Annotated in this window: 13 protein-coding genes and 3 rRNA genes; 8 read left to right on the forward strand and 8 right to left on the reverse strand. The window is 63.4% G+C overall.

Annotation, left to right across the window (positions count from 1 at the left end):
* Nucleotides 1–291: 291 nt before the first annotated feature.
* Nucleotides 292–2,991 (reverse strand): putative bifunctional diguanylate cyclase/phosphodiesterase, encoded by a 2,700-nt coding sequence (locus ACFTE1_RS13590; RefSeq protein WP_380622389.1) that lies wholly within the window; start codon nucleotides 2,989–2,991, stop codon nucleotides 292–294.
* Between the two features lie 515 nt (nucleotides 2,992–3,506).
* Here ACFTE1_RS13590 and ACFTE1_RS13595 point away from each other — a divergent pair.
* From ACFTE1_RS13595 to ACFTE1_RS13615, 5 genes are all read left to right on the forward strand, one after another.
* Entirely contained in the window at nucleotides 3,507–5,147 is a 1,641-nt protein-coding gene (locus tag ACFTE1_RS13595) for a carbohydrate-binding protein (RefSeq protein WP_380622387.1), read from the forward strand.
* 191 nt (nucleotides 5,148–5,338) lie between these two features.
* A complete protein-coding gene (locus ACFTE1_RS13600; RefSeq protein WP_380622384.1) occupies nucleotides 5,339–6,241 on the forward strand; it encodes a metal-dependent hydrolase in 903 nt (300 codons plus the stop codon).
* A gap of 104 nt (nucleotides 6,242–6,345) precedes the next feature.
* The gene (locus tag ACFTE1_RS13605; RefSeq protein ID WP_380622382.1) at nucleotides 6,346–7,518 is read left to right on the forward strand and encodes a PDR/VanB family oxidoreductase; all 1,173 of its coding nucleotides are present in this window, start codon (nucleotides 6,346–6,348) and stop codon (nucleotides 7,516–7,518) included.
* Nucleotides 7,515–8,552 carry a M24 family metallopeptidase gene (locus ACFTE1_RS13610; protein ID WP_380622380.1) on the forward strand — a complete coding sequence of 346 codons (1,038 nt, stop codon included), beginning with the start codon at nucleotides 7,515–7,517 and terminating at the stop codon, nucleotides 8,550–8,552. Before ACFTE1_RS13605 ends, ACFTE1_RS13610 begins: the two co-directional genes overlap by 4 nt.
* Nucleotides 8,549–10,288, forward strand: a complete 1,740-nt coding sequence (locus ACFTE1_RS13615) for an SDR family oxidoreductase (protein ID WP_380622378.1) — start codon at nucleotides 8,549–8,551, stop codon at nucleotides 10,286–10,288. Before ACFTE1_RS13610 ends, ACFTE1_RS13615 begins: the two co-directional genes overlap by 4 nt.
* A 268-nt stretch (nucleotides 10,289–10,556) precedes the next feature.
* Here ACFTE1_RS13615 and ACFTE1_RS13620 read toward each other — a convergent pair whose 3' ends face one another.
* Nucleotides 10,557–10,961 (reverse strand): DUF4259 domain-containing protein, encoded by a 405-nt coding sequence (locus ACFTE1_RS13620; protein ID WP_380622376.1) that lies wholly within the window; start codon nucleotides 10,959–10,961, stop codon nucleotides 10,557–10,559.
* Between the two features lie 180 nt (nucleotides 10,962–11,141).
* On the opposite strand from ACFTE1_RS13620, the gene ACFTE1_RS13625 reads away from it, so the two are divergent.
* Nucleotides 11,142–11,630 carry a hypothetical protein gene (locus ACFTE1_RS13625; RefSeq protein ID WP_380622374.1) on the forward strand — a complete coding sequence of 163 codons (489 nt, stop codon included), beginning with the start codon at nucleotides 11,142–11,144 and terminating at the stop codon, nucleotides 11,628–11,630.
* A 349-nt stretch (nucleotides 11,631–11,979) separates the two neighbouring features.
* On the opposite strand, the gene ACFTE1_RS13630 is transcribed toward ACFTE1_RS13625, so the two are convergent.
* Entirely contained in the window at nucleotides 11,980–12,318 is a 339-nt protein-coding gene (locus ACFTE1_RS13630; RefSeq protein WP_380622373.1) for a DoxX family protein, read from the reverse strand.
* Here ACFTE1_RS13630 and ACFTE1_RS13635 point away from each other — a divergent pair.
* Nucleotides 12,317–12,631: a hypothetical protein gene (locus ACFTE1_RS13635; RefSeq protein WP_380622372.1), complete on the forward strand. Its 315-nt coding sequence runs from the start codon at nucleotides 12,317–12,319 to the stop codon at nucleotides 12,629–12,631. The genes ACFTE1_RS13630 and ACFTE1_RS13635 overlap by 2 nt on opposite strands.
* A 732-nt stretch (nucleotides 12,632–13,363) precedes the next feature.
* Entirely contained in the window at nucleotides 13,364–15,415 is a 2,052-nt protein-coding gene (locus ACFTE1_RS13640; protein WP_380624832.1) for an HNH endonuclease signature motif containing protein, read from the forward strand.
* Nucleotides 15,416–15,504: 89 nt separating this feature from the next.
* Here the strand turns inward: ACFTE1_RS13640 and ACFTE1_RS13645 are convergent, their stop codons facing one another.
* The 5 genes from ACFTE1_RS13645 to ACFTE1_RS13665 all read right to left on the reverse strand — a co-directional run bounded on the left by ACFTE1_RS13645 (nucleotide 15,505) and on the right by ACFTE1_RS13665 (nucleotide 24,221).
* Nucleotides 15,505–15,873 carry a hypothetical protein gene (locus ACFTE1_RS13645; protein WP_380624834.1) on the reverse strand — a complete coding sequence of 123 codons (369 nt, stop codon included), beginning with the start codon at nucleotides 15,871–15,873 and terminating at the stop codon, nucleotides 15,505–15,507.
* Between the two features lie 1,350 nt (nucleotides 15,874–17,223).
* Nucleotides 17,224–17,340: ribosomal RNA gene (gene rrf, locus ACFTE1_RS13650) — 5S ribosomal RNA — on the reverse strand.
* Between the two features lie 129 nt (nucleotides 17,341–17,469).
* A 23S ribosomal RNA gene (locus tag ACFTE1_RS13655) occupies nucleotides 17,470–20,593 on the reverse strand.
* A gap of 362 nt (nucleotides 20,594–20,955) precedes the next feature.
* Nucleotides 20,956–22,486: ribosomal RNA gene (locus tag ACFTE1_RS13660) — 16S ribosomal RNA — on the reverse strand.
* The 16S, 23S and 5S rRNA genes sit together here, the layout of an rRNA operon.
* Nucleotides 22,487–23,315: 829 nt before the next feature.
* Entirely contained in the window at nucleotides 23,316–24,221 is a 906-nt protein-coding gene (locus tag ACFTE1_RS13665) for an alpha/beta fold hydrolase (RefSeq protein WP_380622242.1), read from the reverse strand.
* Between the last annotated feature and the right edge of the window lie 27 nt (nucleotides 24,222–24,248).

A 24,248-nucleotide genomic window follows, 5' to 3' on the forward strand; every position in this document is an offset into this window, starting at 1 on the left:
TTCAGGTCGAGTTCGCCGGTTTGTCGTCCCGCTGGGTGGGAACCGGGAGCCTGTCTTTCTCGGTCCGGAGGCGCCTGGCGATGCTGCCGAGGGCAGAAAAAATCGCCCGCGTGCTGAGACGCACGGGGCGAGCGCACCGCCAGGGTATCCGGCGGTGCGCTAAATAAGTACTACAAGGAGCCGCCGCGTCGCGGCGGTAATCTCGATGCAGTTCCCTTTCGGCATGCCTATAAGAATGCACGATTCCCGTCCTGCAGTCAACTTTTCTCGGGATGTGGAATTCGGCGTGTCTCAGACGCGGGTGCCGGCGGCCTCGCCGGCCTCGATCTCGGCGGCGGCCCTCGGCGCGGACCTCTCAGTCGCCCTCTGCGCGTCCTTGCCGGGCAGGCCGGCCTCGAACTCGGAGGCGCCCATGGGCTTGGCCAGGAGGTAGCCCTGGAGCAGCGGGGAGTGGCGGGCGGTGATGAGCTCCAGCTGCCGGGAGGTCTCGACGCCCTCGGCGATGACGGTCAGGCCGAGGCGGTCGCCGAGGTCGATGATGACGGGGGCGAGGTCGCCGAGTCCGCCGTCGTCCTTGGCGACGAGGTCGCGGTCGATCTTGACGATGTCGATGGGGAGGCGGTCGAGCTGGTTGAGGGAGCTGTAGCCGGCGCCGAAGTCGTCGAGGGCGATGGACACGCCGGTGCCGCGGAGGGCGCTCAGCTGGGCGATGAGGGTGGCCACCTGGGTGGAGAAGTCGTGCTCGGTCACCTCGATGACGAGCCGGTTGGGGCGGATGCCGTGCTCGATGAGGAGTTCGGAGACCGCTTGGGCGAAGCGGTAGGTGTGCAGTTCCTTGACCGAGACGTTGACGCTGATCCACAGGGCGGGGGCGAGTTCCCGCCATTGGGAGAGTTGGCGGGCGACGCGTCCGACCATCCAGACGGCCAGGTCGTGGGTGAGCCCGGCCTCGGAGGCCGCGGGGATGAACTCGGCGGGGCTGACCGACCCGAGTTCCGGGTGTCTCCAGCGGACGAGGGCCTCGGCGCCTTCGACGTTCAGGTCGCCGTCCTCGGTGCGGGAGAAGATCGGCTGGTAGACGACGTCGAGCTCGCCGCGGTGGATGGCGCCGCGCAGTTTCTTCATGATGTCGTTGTGCCGCTGGACGCGCTCGTCGAAACTGGCGTCGTAGGTCGCGCAGCGGTTCTTCCCCGACTGCTTGGCGGCCCGGAGTGCCAGGTCGGCGTTGCGCAGGAGGGTCTGGGGGTTGGCGACGGACTCGTCGACTGGGGCGAGTCCCACTGAGGCGGTGACGAACTCGACCTGGCTGTCGCCCAGGTCGTAGGGCTCGCCGAGGTGTTCGACGAGGAGTTCGGCCAGGTCGCGGCTCTCTGCCCAGGTGGCGCGGAGCATGACGGCGAACTCGTCGCCGCCGAGGCGCGCGGCGACGTCGGTGGGGCGCAGGCAGTCGGCGATGCGCTGGGAGACCTCGACGAGGATCTCGTCGCCCTTGTCGTGCCCGCGGGTGTCGTTGACGTTCTTGAACCCGTCGAGGTCGAGCAGCATTAGCGTGACCTCCTCGCCGGAGGAGAAGGCGACCTCCTCGAGGCGGGAGAGCAGGGCCCGCCTGTTGGCCAGTCCGGTCAGCGGGTCGGAGTAGGCCAGGCGGGCCAGTTCCATCTCCAGTTGGTGGCGTTCGGCGACGTCGACCAGGCGCAGCACGATGCCCGAGAGGCTGCGCTGCCGGCGCCGGTCGGTGACGGTGACCTCGACGCGCCTCATGCGCCCCTCCCTGTCCTCCAGGCGGAAGGAGAAGGAGCAGCGGGCGCCGGGCTTGGTCTCGGCGAGGAACTCGCGCAGCCGCTGCTGGGTGAAGGACCTGTCGGAGAAGCTGATCGCGGAGAAGAGCGAGCCGCCGGCGGAGACGTCGGGCGTCCATGCCGAGCTCTCGCTGACCCACAGGACGGCGAAGTCCTCGTCGATGATGACGACCGCGTCGGAGGACGCGTCGACGATCGCCGCGAGGTGCTCCTCACGCGATTCGGCCTCGGCGACGAGTCGTTTGACGTCGAGGTAGGTGAGCAGGAGGCGTGCGCCCAGGCCGACGGCGCAGGCGCAGGCGAGCGCGATGACGGGGAGGTCGTTGACGCCGCCGGAGAGGGTGTGGACGAGGAGCACGAGGACGTCGGCTCCGGCGGCGAAGCCGTAGACGCCGTAGTGCCACACGGGTTTGCCCTCCTCGTCCCGGGCCGGGCGGGCGCCGCGGGCGGCGGCGGTGACGAGGAGCAGGGCGCCCAGGAACCCGGCGAAGGCGACCGACCACCATATGGAGAAGCTGGTGGCGCGGTGGAGCTGCCAGGTGGTGAGGACTCCGACGGCGCAGACCTGGACGGCCATGACGGCGGCCATGGTCCAGGCGTGGAGTTTCCGCCAGCGCCGGAGGCGCAGGGTGGTGCCGATGCCTATGCCGAACAGGAGGGTCTCGGCTATCAGCGGGGGGAAGAGCTCGATCGGGGTGGGGGTCAGGTCGCCGGCGTTGGAGTAGTAGAAGTCGCGGCCGAAGACGAGCCAGACGAGGAGGACGACCGAGGCGCCGATGAAGAGGCCGTCCAGGCCTCGCCGGACGTGCGCGGCGAGGTCCCAGGAGTCGTCGGGGAGGCGCATGAGCGCCAGGGCGAAGGCCGCCGCCGAGAGGGTGATGCCGAAGGCCCCGACGCGGTAGGACCATTCGGTGGGGACGAGGGTGGTCAGTGCGAAGGTGAGCGCTATGAGGTGGACGGTGCCGGCGATCCAGTAGTAGGTGGCGCGTTTCTCCTTGGGGGCGCGGGCGGCGAAGCGCCAGGCGAGGACTCCCGCTCCGGCGGCGCCGAGTCCGGCCAGGACGAGGGGCGTGTTGCGGTGCACCCCGCCTTCGGGCATGTGCCGTCCGGTGTAGGAGACGGAGAAGAAGACCGCGGCCCAGACCACCCCCACCACGAGCGGGGGGATGTGGTTCTTCGCCAGTCGTCCCACCGGTGTTTCTCGCCAGGACAGGCGCCACGACTCCACCACGGCATCACCAAACCTTGCAGGACACGTAACTCTCGGGGACCTTAACTATCGCATGTAGGTACGGCTTTGTCGCCGTTGCCCTGCCGCCGAGTGCGCGACCCTGGTCATCCCTTGGGCCGCAATGCGTTCGCTGCTGGGGAGAGGGAACGGCCCGGGAGGGGCTGCGGTATGTCGGCGGGAGGGCGCCGCCCTCGGGGACCGTCGGCGACCGCCGGTTGTCGCGTCGAGCATGATCCCTTCCTTTCACTACAATCCGTGAGTGCTTCTATACACCATGCCCCACTTAGGCCCGGCACGGCCAGGGCAGAACGCGAAATTGTCATTTATCCGATAAGGCCTTGTCAGGCATAGGGTTTGACCGATCGCGGCGATCGCGGTCCCAGACACTGGGATTCGATATATTGATAAATAGGATTCCTTCCATTAAATTGACGGGTGACAATGCGGCGGACCAGCCGCAGAAGGAAGGAAGAACCATGCGATTGCGAACAACGCTCGCTGTACTCTCCGCCGGAGTCGTCACCGCCTCCGGCGTCTCGGCCCTGGCCGCGGGCGAATCCGCCTCCGCCCAGGAAGCCATCACCTTCGACAGTGCCCGCGACGACCTGTCGGCCAACGCCGACCCCGCCATGGTCGAGGCGCTCGCCGAGCACCTCGACACCGACCGGTCCACCGTGCTCGACCGGCTCGCCACCGCCGATGTGGGCTCGTACCTCGAAAGGACCCTGCCCGCCGAGCTCGGAGACAGCTACGCGGGGACGTGGCTCGACGATTCCGCAACCACGGTCATGATCGCCACGACCGACGCCGCCGAGGCCGACGCCATCGAGGGCGCCGGAGCCGAGGCCGTCGTCGTCGACCACTCGCTCGCCACCCTCGACACCTGGAAGTCCGACCTCGACGCGGCCGCCGCCGTAGAGGTCTCCGACGACGTCCACAGCTGGATGGTCGACGCCGTCGACAACGAGGTCTCCGTGACCGCCTCGACCGAGGAGGCCGCACAGGACCTCATCGACCGCGCCGGCGTGCCCGCCGAGGCGGTCACCGTGGACGTCCGACAGCTGGACCTCGAACCGCTGCAGGACATCCGAGGCGGAGAGGCCTACCTGATCTCCGGGTCCCGATGCTCGGTCGGCTTCTCCTCCACCCACCCGACCCACGGCGACGGCTTCACCACCGCCGGGCACTGCGGCTCGGTCGGCACGCCCATCACCGGGGGCACCGGCTCGGGCGGCGCCTTCCGCGACTCCACCTTCCCCGGGCGCGACGTCGCCTGGGTCGAGGCCGGATCCGGCTGGGAGGCCGCCCCGGTCGTCTACGGCTGGGGGCAGGGCGACCGCCAGGTGACCGACGGCAACGAGGCCCCGCTGGGCGCCGACGTCTGCCGCTCGGGCTCGACCACCCAGTTCCAGTGCGGCACGATCGACGGCAAGAACGAGTCGGTCAACTACCCGCAGGGCACCGTCTCCGGGCTCACCCGCAGCTCCGCCTGCGCCGAGCCGGGCGACTCCGGCGGCGCCTTCATCTCCGGAACCAGCGCCCAGGGCCAGACCTCGGGCGGCCAGACCGGCTGCCCCGGGCCCGGACCGATCTGGTTCTCCACCGTCACCGAGGCCCTCAGCTCCGCCGGCGCCACGCTGACGACCTCCGGCGGCACCGAAGAGGGCTTCACGCTCTCGCTCGACCCGTCCTCGGTCGCCATCGACCCCGGTTCCAGCGAGTCGGTGACCCTGGACGCCGAGACGATCTCCGGCTCCGCGCAGGACCTGACCCTCTCGGCCACCGGAGCGCCCACCGGCGTGAGCGTCTCCTTCGAGTCGGAGAGGATCACCAGCGACGGCTCGACCAAGGTCAGCGTCGACGTGGCCTCCTCGGTCGGCGAGGGGACCCACTCGATCACCGTCACCGGTACGGGTTCGACCACGGCGACGGCGACCCTCACCCTCACCGTCGGGGACGGCGGCGGGGAGCCGGGCGGAACGTGGGAGCCGTACACGCCTTACTCCGTGGGCGACACCGTCACCTACGGCGGCTCGGAGTACCGCTGCCGCATCGCGCACACCTCGCTGCCCGGCTGGGAGCCGCCGAACGCCGGCGCCCTCTGGGTGGAGATCTAGGGTCGGTCCCGGCCCTTCCCAAGGAGGGCCGGACCCGCTGACTCGCCATTGACCACCGGTCACTTCGTTTTCTGTTGTCCGAGACGGCCCGGGGTTCGCCCCGGGCCGTCTTTAGTCTTGCATTCATCAATATCTGCATGTAATACTTACCGACACGTAACATTACGACAGGGTAAGTTCTAGGAGTCGCCATGACGCCGATCCAGCAGCAAGACCGCCCCGCCACCGCCGCCGTCCCTCCCGAAGTGGCCCTCCACCCCCGCAACGTCCATTTCGACTGGTCCTCGGTGCCCCTGCACTGGATCCCCGGGGAGGCCTTCGCCAGCCACACCATCAACGTCCTCCACCTCCTTCTACCCGAAGGGGAGACTTGGTTCATCCGCGTCTTCGAGGAGGCCCTCCCCCACATTCGCGACGAGGCCCTGCGCGAGGCCGTCCTCGGCTTCATCGGCCAGGAGGCCCTCCACGCGGAGGCGCACTCCCACGTCCTCGACCACCTGGGCGAGCAGGGCATCGACTGCGAGCCCTACCAGCGGCAGATGCGGTGGCTCTTCCACAAGATGCTCGGCGACCGCCCCGAGCTCGACGGCCCCAGGCAGATGCGCTACCTGCAGGAACGGGTCGCCCTCGTCTCGGCCATCGAGCACTTCACCGCGTTCCTCGGCCAGTGGGCACTGGACGCGGTGGCGTTGGAGAAGGCCGGCGCCGACCCGACCATGCTGGACCTCCTGCGCTGGCACGGCGCCGAGGAGGTGGAGCACCGGGCCGTGGCCTTCGATCTCGCCCAGCACCTCGCCGGAGGCTACCCGCTGCGGGTCAAGTCGGCGCTCATGTCGATCTCGACGCTCATCATCCTGTGGTGGAGAGGCGTCCGCTTCTTTCTGGAGGCCGACCCGGTCACGCGCGACGACCGCCGCGCGCGCCTGCGCCGCTACGTCTCCGACAGCCACCGGGAACTGCTGCCGCGCATCTGGACCATGCTGCGCTCCTACGCGCGCTACATCAGGCCCTCCTACCATCCCCTGCAGGACTTCAACACCGCCCAGGCCGTCGCCTACCTCGCCACCTCCCCCGCCGCGCGCGGCGCCCACTAGGAGGCAGCGTGAACGAGATTGTGAACGACACCGCGAATGATGCGGTGAAAGAGACCGCGAACGGCGCGGCCCTCGGAACGAAGGACCGTAAACCCGGTACCCCAATGCCTCGCACACCAAAGCCCGGCACATCACTGCCCGGAGCCCGGAATGAGAAAACCCGCAAGCCGAAGGCGAGGATCTGGGAGCCGACGCCGGTCGAGACCGAACCGCCCGACGACCTGTACGGCCGGGGACGCACCGACCGCGTCTTCCGGTTCATGGACGCCCTCTACCACGGCGTCTACAAGGCGACCGCACGGTTCTCGCGCCCGTTCGGGCCTCCCGAGCCGAGGGACAACCGGTTCACCGTCACTGTCGAGGAGGTCCGCCGCGAGGCCGAGGGCGTGGTGAGCCTGCGCCTGGCCCGCCCGGGAGGATACCCGTTCCCGGCCTGGACGCCCGGTTCACACCTCGACGTCACCCTCCCCTCCGGACTGCGGAGGCAGTACTCCCTCAACGGCGACCCCGACGACCGCTACTACGCGCGGATCGCCGTCAGGCTCATCAGCGAGACCGGCGGATCCGGGGAGGTCCACCGGACGCGCCCCGGCACCGAGCTATCAGTGTCCTTGCCGCACAATGCCTTCCCGCTCGTCCCCGACGTGCCGGTCCTGTTCGTCGCCGGCAGCATCGGGATCACTCCCATCCTGCCGATGGCGCGCCAATGCGAGCGCATCGGAGCGGACTGGAGGCTGGTCTACACCGGACGGACGCGGGCGAGCCTGCCGTTCGTCGAGGAGCTCACGGCGAAGTACGGCACAGAGAAGGTCCGCGTGCGCACCGACGACGAGGACGGGCGCCCCGACGTGTCCGCCCTGTTGCATACCGCGCCGGAGGGCGGAGCGGTCTACCTGTGCGGACCGCCGCCGATGCTCGACGCCGCCTACAGGGCCTTCGACGACTGCCCGGCGCGGCGTATCCACACCGAGAGGTTCAGCCCGCCGCCGATCACCGACGGAAGGCCGTTCGAGGTCCAGGTGGGCCGCGACGGTCCGGTCCTGCCGGTCCCTGCCGACCGGACCGCGCTCGACGTGCTGACCGACCACGACCCGCACACGCCCTACTCGTGCCGGCAGGGCTTCTGCGGCACGTGCAAGGTACGCGTGCTGGCAGGGGAAGCGGACCACCGCGACGGGCGGTTGACCGACGCGGAGAAGGACGACGGCGACATGCTCGTCTGCGTGTCGAGAGCCTCGGGGAGGCTGGTCGTCGAACCGAAGGGCGGTAGGGCATGAGCGGCACCACGGCGAACCGGGCCCCTTCGGGCGCCGACGAGTTCGACTACACCGACCGGGACCTGGACCGCTTCCGGGAGGTCCAGCAGATCGCCTACTGGTGCGCGAAGACGACGGCCGACTGGCTCGACGTGGGCGTCACCGAGAAGCAGGCGGCGGCCAAACTGCGCCGCGAACTGGTCCGCGCCGGTGTGCAGGACTTCTTCCACATCCCCTTCGCCTGGTTCGGGCACCGGTCGGCGTTCCGCCGCTTCCGCGTCCCGACGCAGTTCTTCCCCACCGGGAAGCGCCTGGGGGTGGACATGCCGTTCGTGGTGGACTGCGCGCCGATCATCGACGGTTACACGGCCGACATAGGCTACGGCGGCGTGTTCGGCTCCAGCGAAGTCTGGAACGGCCTCGACGCCGACCTGAGCGTCTGCCGAGAACGCGTCCGCGAACTGGTCGACCGGGGGCTCACCCTAGACGAGGTGTACCGGGACATCGACGACCTCATCGAGTCGCAGGGCAACGACAACCGCCACAAGGTCTACCCCGGTCGGGTCATCGGACACCGCGTGACGCGGCTGAAGGGCATCGGCCCCGGCCGGTTGACCATGTTCGGGTTCGGGGTGCGGACGCTGCAGACCTTGGGGCGGGAGTTCATCGCCGACCGCATCAAGGGACGTTCGCCCCTGTGGGCCGACGGGCGGGCCTCGCGTCACGCGCCGACTCCGGGGCTGTGGGCCGTCGAGCCGCACCTGGGACGCGGCGACGTGGGACTCAAGTTCGAGGAGCTGCTCGTCGTCACCCCCGACGGCGCGTACTGGCTCGACGACGACCTGCCGCACGTCGCCCGTTGGAAGTCCCGAAAGCCGGCGAAGGACCGCGGCCAAGACAAGGACAAGAACACAAAGCAGGGCAAGAGCACGGGCAAGAAGCAGAACGAGGGCAAGAACCAGGGCGCGAACCCGAACGCGAACGCGAAGGCGACAGGGACCGCGAGCGCCGAGACTGTAGAGACCGCAGAAAGGGCCGAGGAGACCACCGCATGACTTCCGCCAGAACACCGCTCGCCGAACCGAGCCGGTACATAGCCACTCCGGACGCGGTCAAGATAGCCGTCTACGAGGACGGCCCCGCCGACGCTCCCGTCATCGTCCTGGTCCACGGCTACCCCGACAACCACACGGTGTGGGACGGCCTGGTCAAGGAACTGGCCGGCGACTTCCGCGTCGTACGCTACGACGTTCGCGGAGCAGGGCACTCGCAGCATCCGCAGCGGTTGCGGGACTACCGACTCGACCGCCTCGCCTCCGACCTGCACCAAGTGGCGGCCACCGTCTCGCCCGACAAGCCGGTGCACGTCGTCGGCCACGACTGGGGGTCGATTCAGGCGTGGGAGGCCGTCACCGACGTCGGGGCGGACCGGCGCATCGCCTCCTTCACCACCACCTCCGGCCCCAGCCTCGACCACACTGGGAAATGGATGCGGCACACGGCATTCCGCCCATCGCCCAGGAACCTCTCCGACGCGATCGGACAGGCCCTGCACTCCTGGTACATCGGCTACTTCCACACGCCCGTAGTCGCGAAACTGTCGTGGCGACTCATGGCGCCGAGACTGAGCGCGATCATCGGCCAGGTGCCTTCGGAGACGCTGACCGCCGACGCGATGACCGGGCTGAAACTCTACCGCGCCAATATGATCCCGCGGTTCGCCCGGCCGAGGTCGCGGTTCACGGCCGTGCCCGTGCACCAGATCGTACCGACCGACGACAAGTTCGTCCGGCCGCAATTGGCGCAGGCTGCCGAACCGTGGACGCCGTTGCTGTGGAGGACGACGCTGAAGGCCCCGCACTGGGCGCCTCACACTCATGCCGGCGAACTCGCCGAGCACGTGCGGGAGTTCGTCGGTTCGCTCGAGGCCGACGAGACGCCTTCCGCGCCGGCGGTCATCCAACCGCTGCGAAGAAGGCCGCGTCTGGACCGCAAGCTGGCCTTCATCACCGGGGCCGGATCGGGTATCGGACAGGCCACGGCGCTCGCCATGGCCCGCGAAGGCGCTCGCGTCATCGCCGCCGACATCAACGTCGCCGACGCCGAGCACACCGTCCGGATGCTCCGCCACCACGGCGGAGACGCGTGGGCCTACCCCGTCGACGTGACCGACCCGGAAGCGACGACTGCCCTCGCCGACGCGGTCATGGACCTGCACGGAGTACCGGACCTGGTCGTCAACAACGCGGGCGTCGCACACGCCGGGGGATTCTTCGACACTCCGCTGGAACGCTGGCACCAGGTGATGGACGTGAACTTCTGGGGGATCGTCCACGGTTCCAGGGCCTTCGGCTCGGCCATGGCGGAGCGGGGCAGCGGGCACATCGTCAATGTCGCCTCCGCCGCGGCCTATTCGCCGGTGCGCATCCTGTCCGCCTACTCGACGAGCAAGTCCGCCGCGCTCATGGCGTCGGAATGCCTGCGGGTGGAGTTGGCGTCCTCGAAGGTGGGGGTCACCGCCATCTGCCCGGGGTTCGTGGCCACCAACATCTCCCACGCCGCGACGTTCTCCGGCGAAGGGTCGAGCCAAGAGGAGAAGCGGCAGCACACGTCGCGGCTGTTCGCGATCAAGGGTTACGGCCCGGAGAAGATCGCCGGGGCGATCATCCGGTCCGCGCTTCGCAACCGGGCAGTCGTGCCTGTGACATTCGACGGCAAGCTCGCGCGGTTCGGATCCCGGTACACGCCGGGAATCGTGCGTCTCGTCGGACGGTTGGATCCCTCCGGTTGACACGCGGCCCGATTTGCTCGGCGTTCCCGGCACTCTCGGCGTTCCATGCCGTTCAGGCGGTGAGGACGGCTTTGGCAGTTAGGGTGGCCAGCGGCTCAGGCAGCTGACCGGGCTGATGGTTCCGGCGGTCAGTCGGTCCGAGAGGAGGACGTCAGACGGTTCAGGGGATTCAGAAGGTACACCCGGCATAGGCGGCTGGGCGGCCCAGCGGCCCAGCCGGCACGAAGATTCCAGACGGCCCTCGGCGGTCCGGTTGATTCTGGCGTCCTCAGGCGTTTTCGCCAGGATCGAGCCGGACGGCCAGGAGCCGGATCGCGTCGAGGGGAGTCTGTTCTCCCCAGTACTCGTACCAGTCGTTCCCCTTGGGCACCAGGATCCGCCGTACAGCCTGGGCGGCGAGGAGCCGGATGTCGCGCGTGGGCATGACGTCGAGGTAGTCGGCCTCCCGCCGCGCCCTGCGGTCGGCACCGTCCGGGTCGACTTTCGCCGCCAGCACCGTCGCCAGTGCGAGGGCCTCCTGGACTTCGTACACGGCGATGCGCTCCTCTTCGAGGACGTACTCGAAGGCCTCCTCCATGGCGACCTCGATCTGCTCGGCCTCTTCGCCTCGCAGAGTACCCAAGACGTCCGAGGCGCCATCGCCGTCGAACACGCCGTCGCTCCAGGTCGGCATCCACTCTCCTTTTTTCGAACACCTGTATGAACAAGGAGGAGTCTACCCAATCCCTCCTCCGACTTCAAACCTTTCCCGGCCCGTTCAAGGCCCCTGCCCAACCCCGAGCGGGTGAAGAGGCATCAGCGCACTATGCTGAGGACAAGACCACCGATCTTCCCTCCCCGCACCGGAGGCAGCATGACCGACCGCACCACCGATCCCGTCTCTCACCCGCCGGACCCGGATACCAGCCGTCGGCTTCTGAACGATCGCATAACAGAGCTCGAATCGCAGGGTTTCCGCACCGATATCACCGCCTCACTGCTCGGAATAATGATCCTGCTCGTCCTCCACCTGCTCGTGACGGCCAACCTCGAGACGACCGCGGCGACCAACGTCTTTCGAGGAGCCGTCTACTTCGCCGTAGTCCTGGCCTTCTTCGCGCTCGCCGGAATCGGCGCGAGCATCTACCCCCAGCGGTACATCCCACCGCCGATCCCCTATCAGGGCCAACAGGTCGCCGTCGACTTCGCTCCTCCGCCCCAGGACATCGTCGCCGCCGAACACCGGCTTCACCACCTCGAACAGCGAGTGGCGATGAAGACCACCTGGTTCAAGATCTCGCTGCTCCTGGGCGCGGTCGTCCTGCTCTTCACGGCCATTTCCGTTTTTCCGCAGCTCGCCTGAGGCGATCCGGGCGGGCATTGCCGACCTGCTGTCGACCGGCAACGGCCCGGACGTCCGCCATGCGCCTCCGAACGAGGTTCGAGCCAACTCCCCTCAGACGGAAGTGGGGTCTGTTGACGTGCGGCCAGTGGCATGCGGGCGTTTCCGTCGGAAGCGTACTGCGAGAGGCCGACGAATGGATGTCCGGACCGTGACCGACCGGCGAAGTGCATGGAGACGCTCTGACCGGATGAAGTTCCAGTGCCTGCGATAGGAACGTTCTCACCTCCGAACCCATGACGGAAGTGCGGGCGCCCTCGGCAGGCGCCCGCACTTCTATGGGTGATCGTTCATTTCAGGTTGAGCCGCCTCAGGACTTGACGCCCCGGACAAAGGCCGCCAGACGTCCGACCTGATACCGGCGTCCCATGGCGATGAGGGCCACGATGACGAGAGTGACCGCGGGGAAGGCGATCAGAGCGGGATCGCTGAACGCGGTGATCGTCGTGGCTCCCGTCATCAAGGCGGTCAGGCACAGGGCCGTGAGCCCGGACAGGATCGGGATCAGGAGACCGATCGCGCCGGCGATCTCGGCGAGCCCTACGAAGTATCGAATCTCGTCCGACAGGCCCAGTGCGCGGAATCCCTCCGCGGAGGCGGGGTCATCTGTCACCTTGAGGATGCCGCCGAAGGCGAAGAGGCCGGACATGAGCACCTGGAAAATCCAGAGCACAATGGACTTGGCACGCCCCGGCCTTACCGGCCGGCCGGGCCTAGTGGACCGAGTGGCGGACGAGGTGGCGGACGGAGTGGTGGAAGAACCTGAGGAAGACACCGTAGGAGAGGAAGAGGGGATGGAGGAAGAAGTCTCGTCGGTCATCGAAGCGGTGTCGTTCGGGGAGACAGAGGCAGTCGTGGACATGCTGTTGGCCTTTGCGGTAGCGGAACCCGATCTCGGCCGTCGGGAGCTGTGCCCGATTCGGGGTGCGAGTGCGTCGTGGTTCCTGGTCGTTCAAGTCTGATGCTGCATCTACTCGTATAGACGAAGCAAAAGGCGGACACTCATCGCCGAACCGAGGAAAAGTTCACCCAGCACCCAGCACCCAGCACCCAGCACCCAGCACCCAGCACCCAGCACCCAGCACCCAGCACCCAGCACCCAGCACCCAGCACCCAGCACCCAGCACCCAGCACCCAGCACCCAGCACCCAGCACCCAGCACCCAGCACCCAGCACCCAGCACCCAGCACCCAGCACCCAGCACCCAGCACCCAGCACCCAGCACCCAGCACCCAGCGAAAGTATCGGTCCCCTCCTGGCGACTTGCAAGGTCCAAGGCTTTCAGTTGCCCCACAAGTGTTTCCGGATTACAGTTCTCAGTCAGCGAATCGAGCAATTCTGACTCCGACTTCCAGCTGACCTTACGTTTAGTATATTTCTACCCTACGTACATTTAGTCGGCCTTCAAACACTGCCAATAGAATCATCGTATCCCCATGCGACCGCATGCCTTAACAACTATTCACGCCCTTCGCATCCATCAAACCGGCCACTCGCATACGACCACTTGACCGACCTCACCAGTGGATTTTCTCCATAGAGACAAATCGGATCCGCCCTGTCGCATACCCGACTAAAAATGCGCACAAATTCTCTAATAACGAAGATATTTGCCCTTCCATTATGTCAGTCGTTCGTTATAGAATATGAGGACTAAAGGGATTCTCCACAAGAGATGAAAGGAGGTGAATATCATGAAGCACTTTGACAGCAGCGATCAGTACACCACTGACGAGTCCTCTGACAGCACCCACATCCGCCGCAATACGCATGCGGCGCAGACCCCCACCGTTCAGGCCTCGAAAATGGATATGAACGCCGCTGAAGGCCGTCCGAACCCCATCACAGACCCTCACAGAGCGGCGCCCGTCGACACCCTCGCCCGCAAGGTCTCTGCCGCGCTCACCTCGTCCGCCCACTCCCACCGCAACATAGAGCGCCAAATCCTGCGAAACGTCATCACAGCCGTCGACCACGACATTCCCACCAGTTCTGATGGCATGAGCTGTATCCGCGACTGGCTGAGCACCTACGGCCTCCACCCGGATGTCGCCCGAAACGTATCCACCATCGCCGTCAAAGGCAAGAAGTACCCCTCCCTCAAGAACGCGGCGCTAGACGGCACCGCCGGCATACACCCCGTCGCTCGCGCCATGACCGCGCTCGAGTCCGGCGGCGCGGCCCTTCGCCACGCGGTCCACTCCCCCTACAAGGCCGGTCCCCAGGTGTCGCCCTATGACAATTCGGTCCAGTGTCTCTCCCCTGCCGATACCGTGCTGCAGCACTGCATCCATGCCCCCGATCGCCATCTCCGCGAGCACCTCGACCACCTCAAAGTCACCCTCACCGAAGAGCTCTCCACTCAGGAAGAACACTCCGAACAGGCACTCCAGTACGTGAACCTCACCAGAACACCGACGAACATGTACTCGCTCGACGGCCTCCTCTCCCAGAAGACCGGTTCACTGCTACAGAAGTTCTTCACTTCTGCCATCGAACCCCCGCGTGCTGCGGACGCCGCCCGAGACGAGGACCGAGTTCTTCCTTCCATGGCGAATGCTCGAGCTGAGGCACTCCACCAGGCCATCGCTTCTTATGCCGCGCATGGTGACGTCCCCGTTCGCCACGGGCACACTGCCACTCTGTCCCTCACCGCTGATCTGGACACACTTCGCGGTGCACCCACCGGGCGGATTGTCCGTCTCGAAGGGTCTCCGATTTCCATTGCTCAAGCACGGGCGCTCGCTTGCGACGCCGACGTGATTCCCGGGGTTTTCGACTACGGCAAAGGCGAACTGGTCGACCTGGGCACCAAGAAGCGGTTGGCGAACCTCGCCCTGCGGCGCAAGCTGGAGGCCGAGCAGCCCGACGGATGCGTCTGGCCGCAGTGTTCTCGGCCGGTTCACTGGCTCGAACACCACCACATCGAGCACTGGGTCGACGGTGGCCCGACCAGTCCTGAGAACCTCGTTCTGGCCTGCAGGCACCATCACGGTCGGTTCCACACCGGCGAATGGTCTATCGCCAAGCACGGGCCGGGACGTTTCACGATCACCCACGTGTCGGGCAGAGTGCTCCGCGCCGACACGTTGGTAGAGCCAATTCGCCGCAGGGGCAACCGTCGAGCGTTCGACAATTCCGTCACGGCCGATGAAACCTTCGAAAAGTATGACGCCCTTCCCATCGACCTCCTCCCGCAAGAACGCGCACCGATGTACCGGCCGATGATCAATGCGGCGGTCAACGCCACAGAGAGCAGGCGCATAGACCGTGAGCTTTCGGTGGCGCGCCGACGCATCCGCCAACGCCAGCAGGAGCGGCGAAACGAAGCCACACAGTCCAAGCCCCACACGACCGACAACACCTGTATCCACAGTGCTCATACTTCCGTGCACCGAGCTGGCGGAACCGCGATCCCGGTGCAACGGACTAACAGATCCACCCATCGCCCGCCGTACGGATCTCCGTCCACATCAGCCTCGTCCAACGACGATGAAGCTGAATTATGGCGGTCCACTGGCTGGTTCCACTTCGGCCAATCCGCCAGCGCTTATCACGCCCGATTTCGTCCGCACCGGACAGACGGCGTACACTCCCACGTGCCCAACTTATCTGGGCGTGTAGTAGCTAATGCGGCCATCACCCATGGGCCCATTCCACGACAACGCCATGCTGGCACATCGTCCTACCCCATGAACTTCAAGGTTCACCCTCAGAGGCGCGCCAAGGTTTCCCGCCGATCCTAATGTCCCAAACCTTCGAAGTCCCGCACCGTTCAAGGCCCGCTAGACGTCGTCTCGGAGCCTTGACCTATTTTCCTAGGGCATGACGTTCGTCAGTGTCCTTCCGCAATGCACCAGGAGCGCGTATACGGGCAAACCGCCATTGCCGTAATGATCAATGCTGCCGGAAAGATGAACCAGGCCTCGGCTTGTCCTTGAATCGCCGTCACTACGAGACCCCCTCCGACCGTCATTCCGGTGACCACCGACAGCGGCAGGCCACGGCGACGGCCGGCGTGGAGGGAGAACGCGGTGAAGATCGCGAGAAAGGTCGACATGAGATCGACGAATACGGCCAGAGGAATCGCCATGCCACTTCCACCGATCGCTGAGCGTGTGAACATATCCGGGCTCATCGCCCCAGTGAAGACCGGCCATGCCACGCGCAGAACCGCCACGCCGGCAAGGAACCAGATGCCCATGCAGGTAGTAGCCGGGGGTGCGAAAGAGCTGCGCGGGTGGAGGTACACGCTCGAGTCCTATGGACGGTTGTGACAGTTTACGTTGGGCGAGAGGCCGTCCCACCCGACGAGGCGGAACGACTTCGACGCCCGTCACACTTTACCGGTCAGCTTGGCATTGATCAATGCCCGTTTACCTCTCATAGAGTGACAATTTGGCCGCAAAGCTCATTTCGTCTAGTACACACGTTTCTTGACGGCCCAGATCACTAGTAAACGGATGCAGCCAACTTCACGATCGATGCTCAGGTCAACGCATCTCAGGATCGCAATTTTGTTCTGGGCCACAGAGCCACAGAGCCACAGAGCCACAGAGCCACAGAGCCACAGAGCCACAGAGCCACAGAGCCACAGAGCCACAGAGCCACAGAGCCACAGAGCCACAGAGCCACAGAGCCACAGAGCCACAGAGCCACAGAGCCACAGAGCCACAGAGCCACAGAGCCACAGAGCCACAGAGCCACAGAGCCACAGAGCCACAGAGCCACAGAGCCACAGAGCCACAGAGCCACAGAGCCACAGAGCCACAGAGCCACAGAGCCACAGAGCCACAGAGCCACAGAGCCACAGAGCCACAGAGCCACAGAGCCACAGAGCCACAGAGCCACAGAGCCACAGAGCCACAGAGCCACAGAGCCACAGAGCCACAGAGCCACAGAGCCACAGAGCCACAGAGCCACAGAGCCACAGAGCCACAGAGCCACAGAGCCACAGAGCCACAGAGCCACAGAGCCACAGAGCCACAGAGCCACAGAGCCACAGAGCCACAGAGCCACAGAGCCACAGAGCCACAGAGCCACAGAGCCACAGGCAGATTATAAGGAGCCATCGACTCGTCTACAACGCAACTTCCACCGAACACCGATGCCGAAAGAAGCCTGTCTCCGCGTTGCTCACCCACGGTTCTGGCTTTTCCAACACGCCCTGGACGCAAAAAAGGGGCCGGCCCCCAGAAGGAACCAACCCCAAAACCCTGCAACACGCGCCGGCACGACCACCAACCCCGAACCGCGAAACCACACCACACCGCACCGCACCGCACCGCACCGCACCGCACCGCACCGCACCGCACCGCACCGCACCGCACCGCACCCGGCTCGATACACCCGACAACACCCTGACCCGCAAACACGCCAAGACACCGCGAATGGGACACTCCCGAGCGTCCGAGACCCGTCGCCCCTCGCCCGACACACCCAGAAAAACAAAGGGGGGACACCCACCACCCTCACCCAAGTCCGGACACACGAAAAAGAGGGTTGCTCCTCCCCCTCTACCAAGGAAAGAAACAACCCTCAATCAATGTTTAATGTTTGGCGGCGACCTAATCTCCCACACCCTCTCGAGTGCAGTACCATCGGCGCAGGGAGCCTTAACAACCAGGTTCGGAATGGAACTGAGTGTACCCCTCCCGCTAACACCACCAAACAAACCCACGAGACACAAACATATCCTCGGGATCCGAGGTGTGCTGCCTCAGAATCATATAGCGTGCGTGAATATCCCGTTTAGCCATCTATCATCTCAACACCCACATGCAACCCCACGGGTTGAATATTGGTTAAGCCCTCGGTAATTAGTACCAGTCCACTCCACACCTCACGGCGCTTCCATGCCCAGCCTATCAACCCCATCATCTCTAGGGAACCTCACCAGCAATAATACTGACGGAGACCTCATCTCGAAGCACGCTTCCCACTTAGATGCTTTCAGCGGTTATCGCTCCCGAACGTAGCCAACCAGCCATGCCCCTGGCGGGACAACTGGCACACCAGCGGTTCGTCCATCCCGGTCCTCTCGTACTAGGGACAGCCCTCCATCAAATCTCCAACGCGCGCGGCGGATAGGGACCGAACTGTCTCACGACGTTCTAAACCCAGCTCGCGTGCCGCTTTAATGGGCGAACAGCCCAACCCTTGGGACCAACTCCAGCCCCAGGATGCGACGAGCCGACATCGAGGTGCCAAACCATCCCGTCGATATGGACTCTTGGGGAAGATCAGCCTGTTATCCCCGGGGTACCTTTTATCCGTTGAGCGACACCACACCCGTACGTTGATGCCGGATCACTAGCCCCAACTTTCGTTCCTGCTCGACCCGTCAGTCTCACAGTCAAGCACCCTTATACGCTTACACTCACCAACTGGTTTCCAACCAGCCCGAGGGCACCATTGAACGCCTCCGTTACCATTTAGGAGGCAACCGCCCCAGTTAAACTACCCACCAGGCACTGTCCCCCAACCCGATCAGGGCCGAAGGTTAGACACACCATTTAGCCAGAGCAGTATTTCACCAACGACTCCACCAACACTAGCGTGCCAGCTTCCCAGTCTCCTGCCTATCCTACACAAACCAAACAACATGCCAATACCAAGCTATAGTAAAGGTCCCGGGGTCTTTCCGTCCTGCCGCGCGAAACGAGCATCTTTACTCGTACTGCAATTTCGCCGAGCATATGGTTGAGACAGCAGGGGAATCGTTACGCCATTCGTGCAGGTCGGAACTTACCCGACAAGGAATTTCGCTACCTTAGGATGGTTATAGTTACCACCGCCGTTTACTGGCGCTTCAATTCACCACGACAGAATTACTTCTTAATGGATCCTCTTAACGTTCCAGCACCGGGCAGGCGTCAGTCCATATACATCACCTCACGGCTTAGCATGGACCTATGTTTTTAGTAAACAGTCGTTCCCCCCTGGCCTCTGCAACCCCCACCAGCTCACAGTCGCTTGACTACACCAGCAAGGGCCCTCCTTCTCCCGAAGTTACGGAGGCAATTTGCCGAATTCCTTAACCATACATAACTCGAACGCCTCAGTATACTCTACCTGACCACCAGTGTCGGTTTAGGGTACTGGCCGAACCACACTCGCTAGAGGCTTTTCTCGACACCACGGAATCACGGAATTCACTCAAAAGAACTATGCATCAGCGCTCACCCTCAATGTGCTCCGGATTTACCTAGAACACGGGCTACCACCTTACCCCGCCTAAACCACCAGACGGTACCGCTATCCCCATGCGTCACCCCATCACTACACTAACAACAGAAAGGACCCCAACCAGATCACGATAGAAAAGAACCGAAGCCCTCAACCACCAGTCACCAGCCAGTTAGCATAACTGCCTTCGCACAACACGTATGATTCGGGTACCGGAATATCAACCGGTTATCCATCAACTACGCCTCTCGGCCTCGCCTTAGGCCCAGACTAACCCAGAGCGGAACAACCGTCCTCTGGAACCCTTAGTCAATCGGCGGACCAGATTCTCACTGGCCTCACGCTACTCATGCCTGCATTCTCACTCGCACACACTCCACGGACACACCCTAACGGGCTAGCTCACGCTTCCGCTTCCCCGCATGTACGACGCTCCCCTACCCAACGCCCGACTCACAAGTGAATCAGACTTTGCTACGGCTTCGGCGGTGCACTTCAGCCCCGCTACATTATCGGCGCTCAACCACTCGACCAGTGAGCTATTACGCACTCTTTCAAGGATGGCTGCTTCTAAGCCAACCTCCTGGCTGTCAACGCGATCAAACATCCTTTTCCACTCAGCACACCCTTAGGGGCCTTAGCCGGTAATCAGGGCTGTTTCCCTCTCGACAATCGATCTTCTCACCGACAGTCTCACTGCCAACCATGAATAATGGCATTCGAAGTTTAACTCGAGTCAGTAACCAACACGGCCCATTCCCGAATCAGAGCCCTACCACCACTACACATAAACATTGACGCTGTACCTAAATACATTTCGGGGAGAACCAGCTATCACGGAGTTTGATTGGCCTTTCACCCCTACCCACACCTCATCCCCCCAATTTGCAACTTAGGTGGGTTCGGGCCTCCACACGCTCTTACACGCGCTTCACCCTGGACATGGGTAGATCACCCCGCTTCGGGTCTAGAACACACAACTCAACGCCCTATTCAGACTCGCTTTCGCTCCAGCTACCCCACAACAGGTTAACTTCGCTGCATACCCTAACTCGCAGGCTCATTCTTCAAAAGGCACGCCATCACCCACCCGACAAGCAAAAACTCATCGCCAGGCTCTGACGGATTACAGGCACACGGTTTCAAGCACTATTTCACTCCCCTCCCGGGGTACTTTTCACCATTCCCTCACGGTACTCATCCACTATCGGTCACCAAACCTCTTTAGGCTTACCAGACGGTCCTGGCAGATTCACACAAGGCTCCACGAACCCCGCACTACTCGAGCATCAGACCCGAACCCATGAACATTCCTTCGCCTACGGGACTATCACCCACTACGGTCGGCTTTCCCACACCATTCGACTAAAACATCCACAGAGAACCTGTTCCCGGCAGGAAACAACGATCCAACCTCACAACCCCGCATCCGCAACAGCTGCCGCCTTGACACGAACACGGTTTAGCCTCCTCCGCTTTCGCTCGCCACTACTCACGGAATCACTATTGTTTTCTCCACAGCAGGTACTAAGATGTTTCACTTCCCCACCACACCACTACTCGCCCTATACATTCAAGCGAGAGCAACCGACCACCAAGCCGGCTAGGTTACCCCATTCGGAAACCCTGGGATCAACGCCCTGTTGACAACTCCCCCAGGAATATCGCAGCCTCACACGTCCTTCATCGGTCATTTGGCACCAAGGCATCCACCATGCGCCCTCATTAACTTAACCAACACACACAGGTGTCAATCAGATAGAAAACATAAAGACACTCACGCACACTATACAAATCTCAAACAACACACCAGCCCGAACCCTCCACCACACACGCGGCTTCAGAAACAGACCAGGCTCCGAGACGTATTGCCTCAGAACCTAAACAGGGTGCCAGCACCAGAAGAAAACACAAAGTACTCTCTCACTGGTGCTGAAGGATAATCAACGTACGTCTTGCTCTGACACACCAAAAAAACATTCAGTCTTACACACCCCGAACACTCACAGAGACAACCGAATGTCACCTCTTCAACGATCGGGATGGTCGGAAACCAACAGTTACTAAAACTTCACCGTAGCCTCCATAGACTCCTTAGAAAGGAGGTGATCCAGCCGCACCTTCCGGTACGGCTACCTTGTTACGACTTCGTCCTAATCGCCAGCCCCACCTTCGACCGCTCCTCCCCAAAAAGGGTTAGGCCGCAGGCTTCGGGTGTTGCCAACTTTCATGACGTGACGGGCGGTGTGTACAAGGCCCGGGAACGCATTCACCGCAGCGTTGCTGATCTGCGATTACTAGCGACTCCACCTTCATCGAGTCGAGTTGCAGACTCGAATCCGAACCAAGACCGGCTTTACAGAGATTCGCTCCACCTCACGGTATCGCTGCCCGCTGTACCGGCCAATGTAGCATGCGTGAAGCCCTGGACATAAGGGGCATGATGACTTGACCTCATCCCCACCCTCCTCCGGTTTAACACCGGCAGTCTCCCGCAAGTCCCCACCATTACGTGCTGGCAATACAGGATAAGGGTTGCGCTCGTTGCGGGACTTAACCCAACATCTCACGACACGAGCTGACGACAGCCATGCACCACCTGTCACCCAGTCCGAAGAAACCACTATCTCTAGCAGCGTCCGGGTGATGTCAAACCCAGGTAAGGTTCTTCGCGTTGCATCGAATTAATCCGCATGCTCCGCCGCTTGTGCGGGCCCCCGTCAATTCCTTTGAGTTTTAGCCTTGCGACCGTACTCCCCAGGCGGGGCGCTTAATGCGTTAGCTACGGCACAGAGCAGAAAAACCACCCCACACCTAGCGCCCACCGTTTACAGCATGGACTACCAGGGTATCTAATCCTGTTCGCTCCCCATGCTTTCGCTCCTCAGCGTCAGTACAAGCCCAGAGATCCGCCTTCGCCACCGGTGTTCCTCCACATATCTGCGCATTCCACCGCTACACGTAGAATTCCAATCTCCCCTACTTGCCTCAAGCCTGCCCGTATCCACCGCAAAACCCCAGTTAAGCCGAGGCCTTTCACGGCAGACGCGACAAGCCGCCTACGAGCCCTTTACGCCCAATAAATCCGGACAACGCTCGCGCCCTACGTCTTACCGCGGCTGCTGGCACGTAGTTAGCCGGCGCTTATTCAAACACTACCGTCAACACAGCAAAAACCATGCCTTCGTCATGAATAAAAGGAGTTTACAATCCGAAAACCGTCATCCTCCACGCGGCGTCGCTGCATCAGGCTTCCGCCCATTGTGCAATATTCCCCACTGCTGCCTCCCGTAGGAGTCTGGGCCGTATCTCAGTCCCAATGTGACCGGCCGCCCTCTCAGGCCGGCTACCCGTCGCCGTCTTGGTAGGCCACTACCCCACCAACAAACTGATAGGCCGCAAGCCCCTCCCAGGCCGAAAAAACTTTCCACACCAGACCATGCGATCCGATGTCATATCCGGTATTAGCCACCGTTTCCAATGGTTATCCCAGAGCCTAGGGCAGGTTACTCACGTGTTACTCACCCGTTCGCCACTCGAGTACCCCCGAAGGGGCCTTTCCGTTCGACTTGCATGTGTGAAGCACGCCGCCAGCGTTCGTCCTGAGCCAGGATCAAACTCTCCAACAAAAAACTAATAAATTCGCAATCGCAAAGCAACGCAAAATAACCAGTGTGTCGAAGCGATACCTGACCGATTCTTGTAAATAAAGAAATCAACAGTCAAATACAAACCATGAACCCACCAGAAACCCGAAAGCCCCCAGCAAATCCAATGGCCCGCACGCTGACCATCCAAACACCCTGTTCAGTTCTCAAACAACACGCCACAACCAGATCCAGTAAGCTTCGCTTGACTTTCCCCGATCGGAGCAACCCCACTAATCTACCAGAACCACAACCAGAGTCAATAACGACCCCCTGTGACCCCGACGACTAGCAAAGCCGAAGATCGCCACCAACCCTCCAGACCGACAACCACTCCCCGAACCCGGTTCGTCGTTTTCCTGTCCGTCTGTCCGGTTGTCCCGGCGACAAGAAATAATCTACGGCATGGAGGACGGGGCTTTGCAAGGGGGGTGCGTGTTCGGGGACACGCCATTTTACCTGCGGAAACTAGAGTAATTGCGGAACGGCCCGATTGAGAGGCGCCCTGCCTTCCCACGATCGGCCAAGATTTCGGTTTCGCAATGAGACCGCACGGGCAAGGCGCCCGTCGCCCTTCGGTATCGCCGCCATTACCCGCCGGCCGCGGTACGCCTCTCCTTCAAGTTGCCTGTCGCTACCGATCCCGAACGACGACCGTTGGCCCATGGCGAGGCGTGGTCGGCCGCCACTCGCTCCGACCGGTCCGCCGCAATTCTGGCCGTGGCCACCGGACACTGCTCCCCGCCGATTGGAACCCGTCAATTGTCGCCTCGGGTTCCAGCCCGCTTCTTTACCGTCGGCGCGGGAGGACCTATCTCGACTCCGGACGTTGGCGTGCGGCATCGGCGACGGCACGAATCTCGTCCGCGTACAGCGGCCATACGCCCCTGGGGAGATCATGCCCGACACCCGGGACGACGACCAGCCTGGCTCCGGCAATGACCCTGGAAAGTTCACGGGCCGCTGACAGTCGAAGCAGTTGGTCGGCGTCTCCGTGCAAGACCACGGTGGGAACCTTCAGCGCGGAGAGGCTGCCGCCGCTCCAGTGGGCCCCGAGCTGCCGACCCATGGAGTTCGGGTCCCGGACGGAGCAGACATCGTCCTTTTCGATGCGGGACAAGGCCTCTGCCTCATCGAACGGATAACCGGGCGAGGCCAGGGCCCGCGAGACCTCCAACGACATGGCGATGTCGCCTTCACGGGTCTCGGGGAACTTCAGGCGCGCCATCTTCGCGACGAAACCAAACCGTATGTGTCGCAGCAGCTGCAGGCGCCCCGCGTCGCTGGAGACGGCGGCCGAGACGGCGAGGCTCCGGACCCGGCCGGGATGGCGCAAGGCGATGCGCTGTGCGTTCAATCCTCCATTGGAGTGGCCGAAGAGGTGGGCCGAATCCCAGCCCACCGCGTCCATGACGGCCACGGCGTCGTCGGCCACATCCTCTCCGGTATAGGCGGGGACTTCGCGCCGGAACAGCGCCGTCACGGGACGCGCTTTGGCGACGGGGAAGTGCGTCGACTGACCGGAATCGCGGTTGTCGTAGGAGACGACGTGGAATCCGCGGTCGATGAGCGTCTCGACCAGACCCGGCGGCCACCAGAACCTGGTCACGGCTGATCCCATGACCAGGAGCAATGGCTCTCCGCCGGCACCGCCGAGGTCTTCATAGGCGATGCGGACGTCACCGTTCCGCACGTATCCGCTTGGGGGTGGCCCCATGATTCCTCCTCAGAGTTCGCGAACATT

The sequence above is a fragment of the Salininema proteolyticum genome (assembly GCF_042685645.1).
Classification (GTDB): domain Bacteria; phylum Actinomycetota; class Actinomycetes; order Mycobacteriales; family Micromonosporaceae; genus Salininema; species Salininema proteolyticum.

Excerpts from the sequence above, each read along its gene's own strand:
- ACFTE1_RS13595 (WP_380622387.1), top strand. The coding sequence starts at position 3,507 with ATGCGATTGCGAACAACGCTCGCTGTACTCTCCGCCGGAGTCGTCACC.
- ACFTE1_RS13600 (WP_380622384.1), top strand. The coding sequence starts at position 5,339 with ATGACGCCGATCCAGCAGCAAGACCGCCCCGCCACCGCCGCCGTCCCT.
- ACFTE1_RS13605 (WP_380622382.1), top strand. The coding sequence starts at position 6,346 with ATGCCTCGCACACCAAAGCCCGGCACATCACTGCCCGGAGCCCGGAAT.
- ACFTE1_RS13610 (WP_380622380.1), top strand. The coding sequence starts at position 7,515 with ATGAGCGGCACCACGGCGAACCGGGCCCCTTCGGGCGCCGACGAGTTC.
- ACFTE1_RS13615 (WP_380622378.1), top strand. The coding sequence starts at position 8,549 with ATGACTTCCGCCAGAACACCGCTCGCCGAACCGAGCCGGTACATAGCC.
- ACFTE1_RS13620 (WP_380622376.1), bottom strand. The coding sequence starts at position 10,961 with ATGCCGACCTGGAGCGACGGCGTGTTCGACGGCGATGGCGCCTCGGAC.
- ACFTE1_RS13625 (WP_380622374.1), top strand. The coding sequence starts at position 11,142 with ATGACCGACCGCACCACCGATCCCGTCTCTCACCCGCCGGACCCGGAT.
- ACFTE1_RS13635 (WP_380622372.1), top strand. The coding sequence starts at position 12,317 with ATGAGCACCTGGAAAATCCAGAGCACAATGGACTTGGCACGCCCCGGC.
- ACFTE1_RS13630 (WP_380622373.1), bottom strand. The coding sequence starts at position 12,318 with ATGTCCGGCCTCTTCGCCTTCGGCGGCATCCTCAAGGTGACAGATGAC.
- ACFTE1_RS13640 (WP_380624832.1), top strand. The coding sequence starts at position 13,364 with ATGAAGCACTTTGACAGCAGCGATCAGTACACCACTGACGAGTCCTCT.
- ACFTE1_RS13645 (WP_380624834.1), bottom strand. The coding sequence starts at position 15,873 with ATGGGCATCTGGTTCCTTGCCGGCGTGGCGGTTCTGCGCGTGGCATGG.
- ACFTE1_RS13665 (WP_380622242.1), bottom strand. The coding sequence starts at position 24,221 with ATGGGGCCACCCCCAAGCGGATACGTGCGGAACGGTGACGTCCGCATC.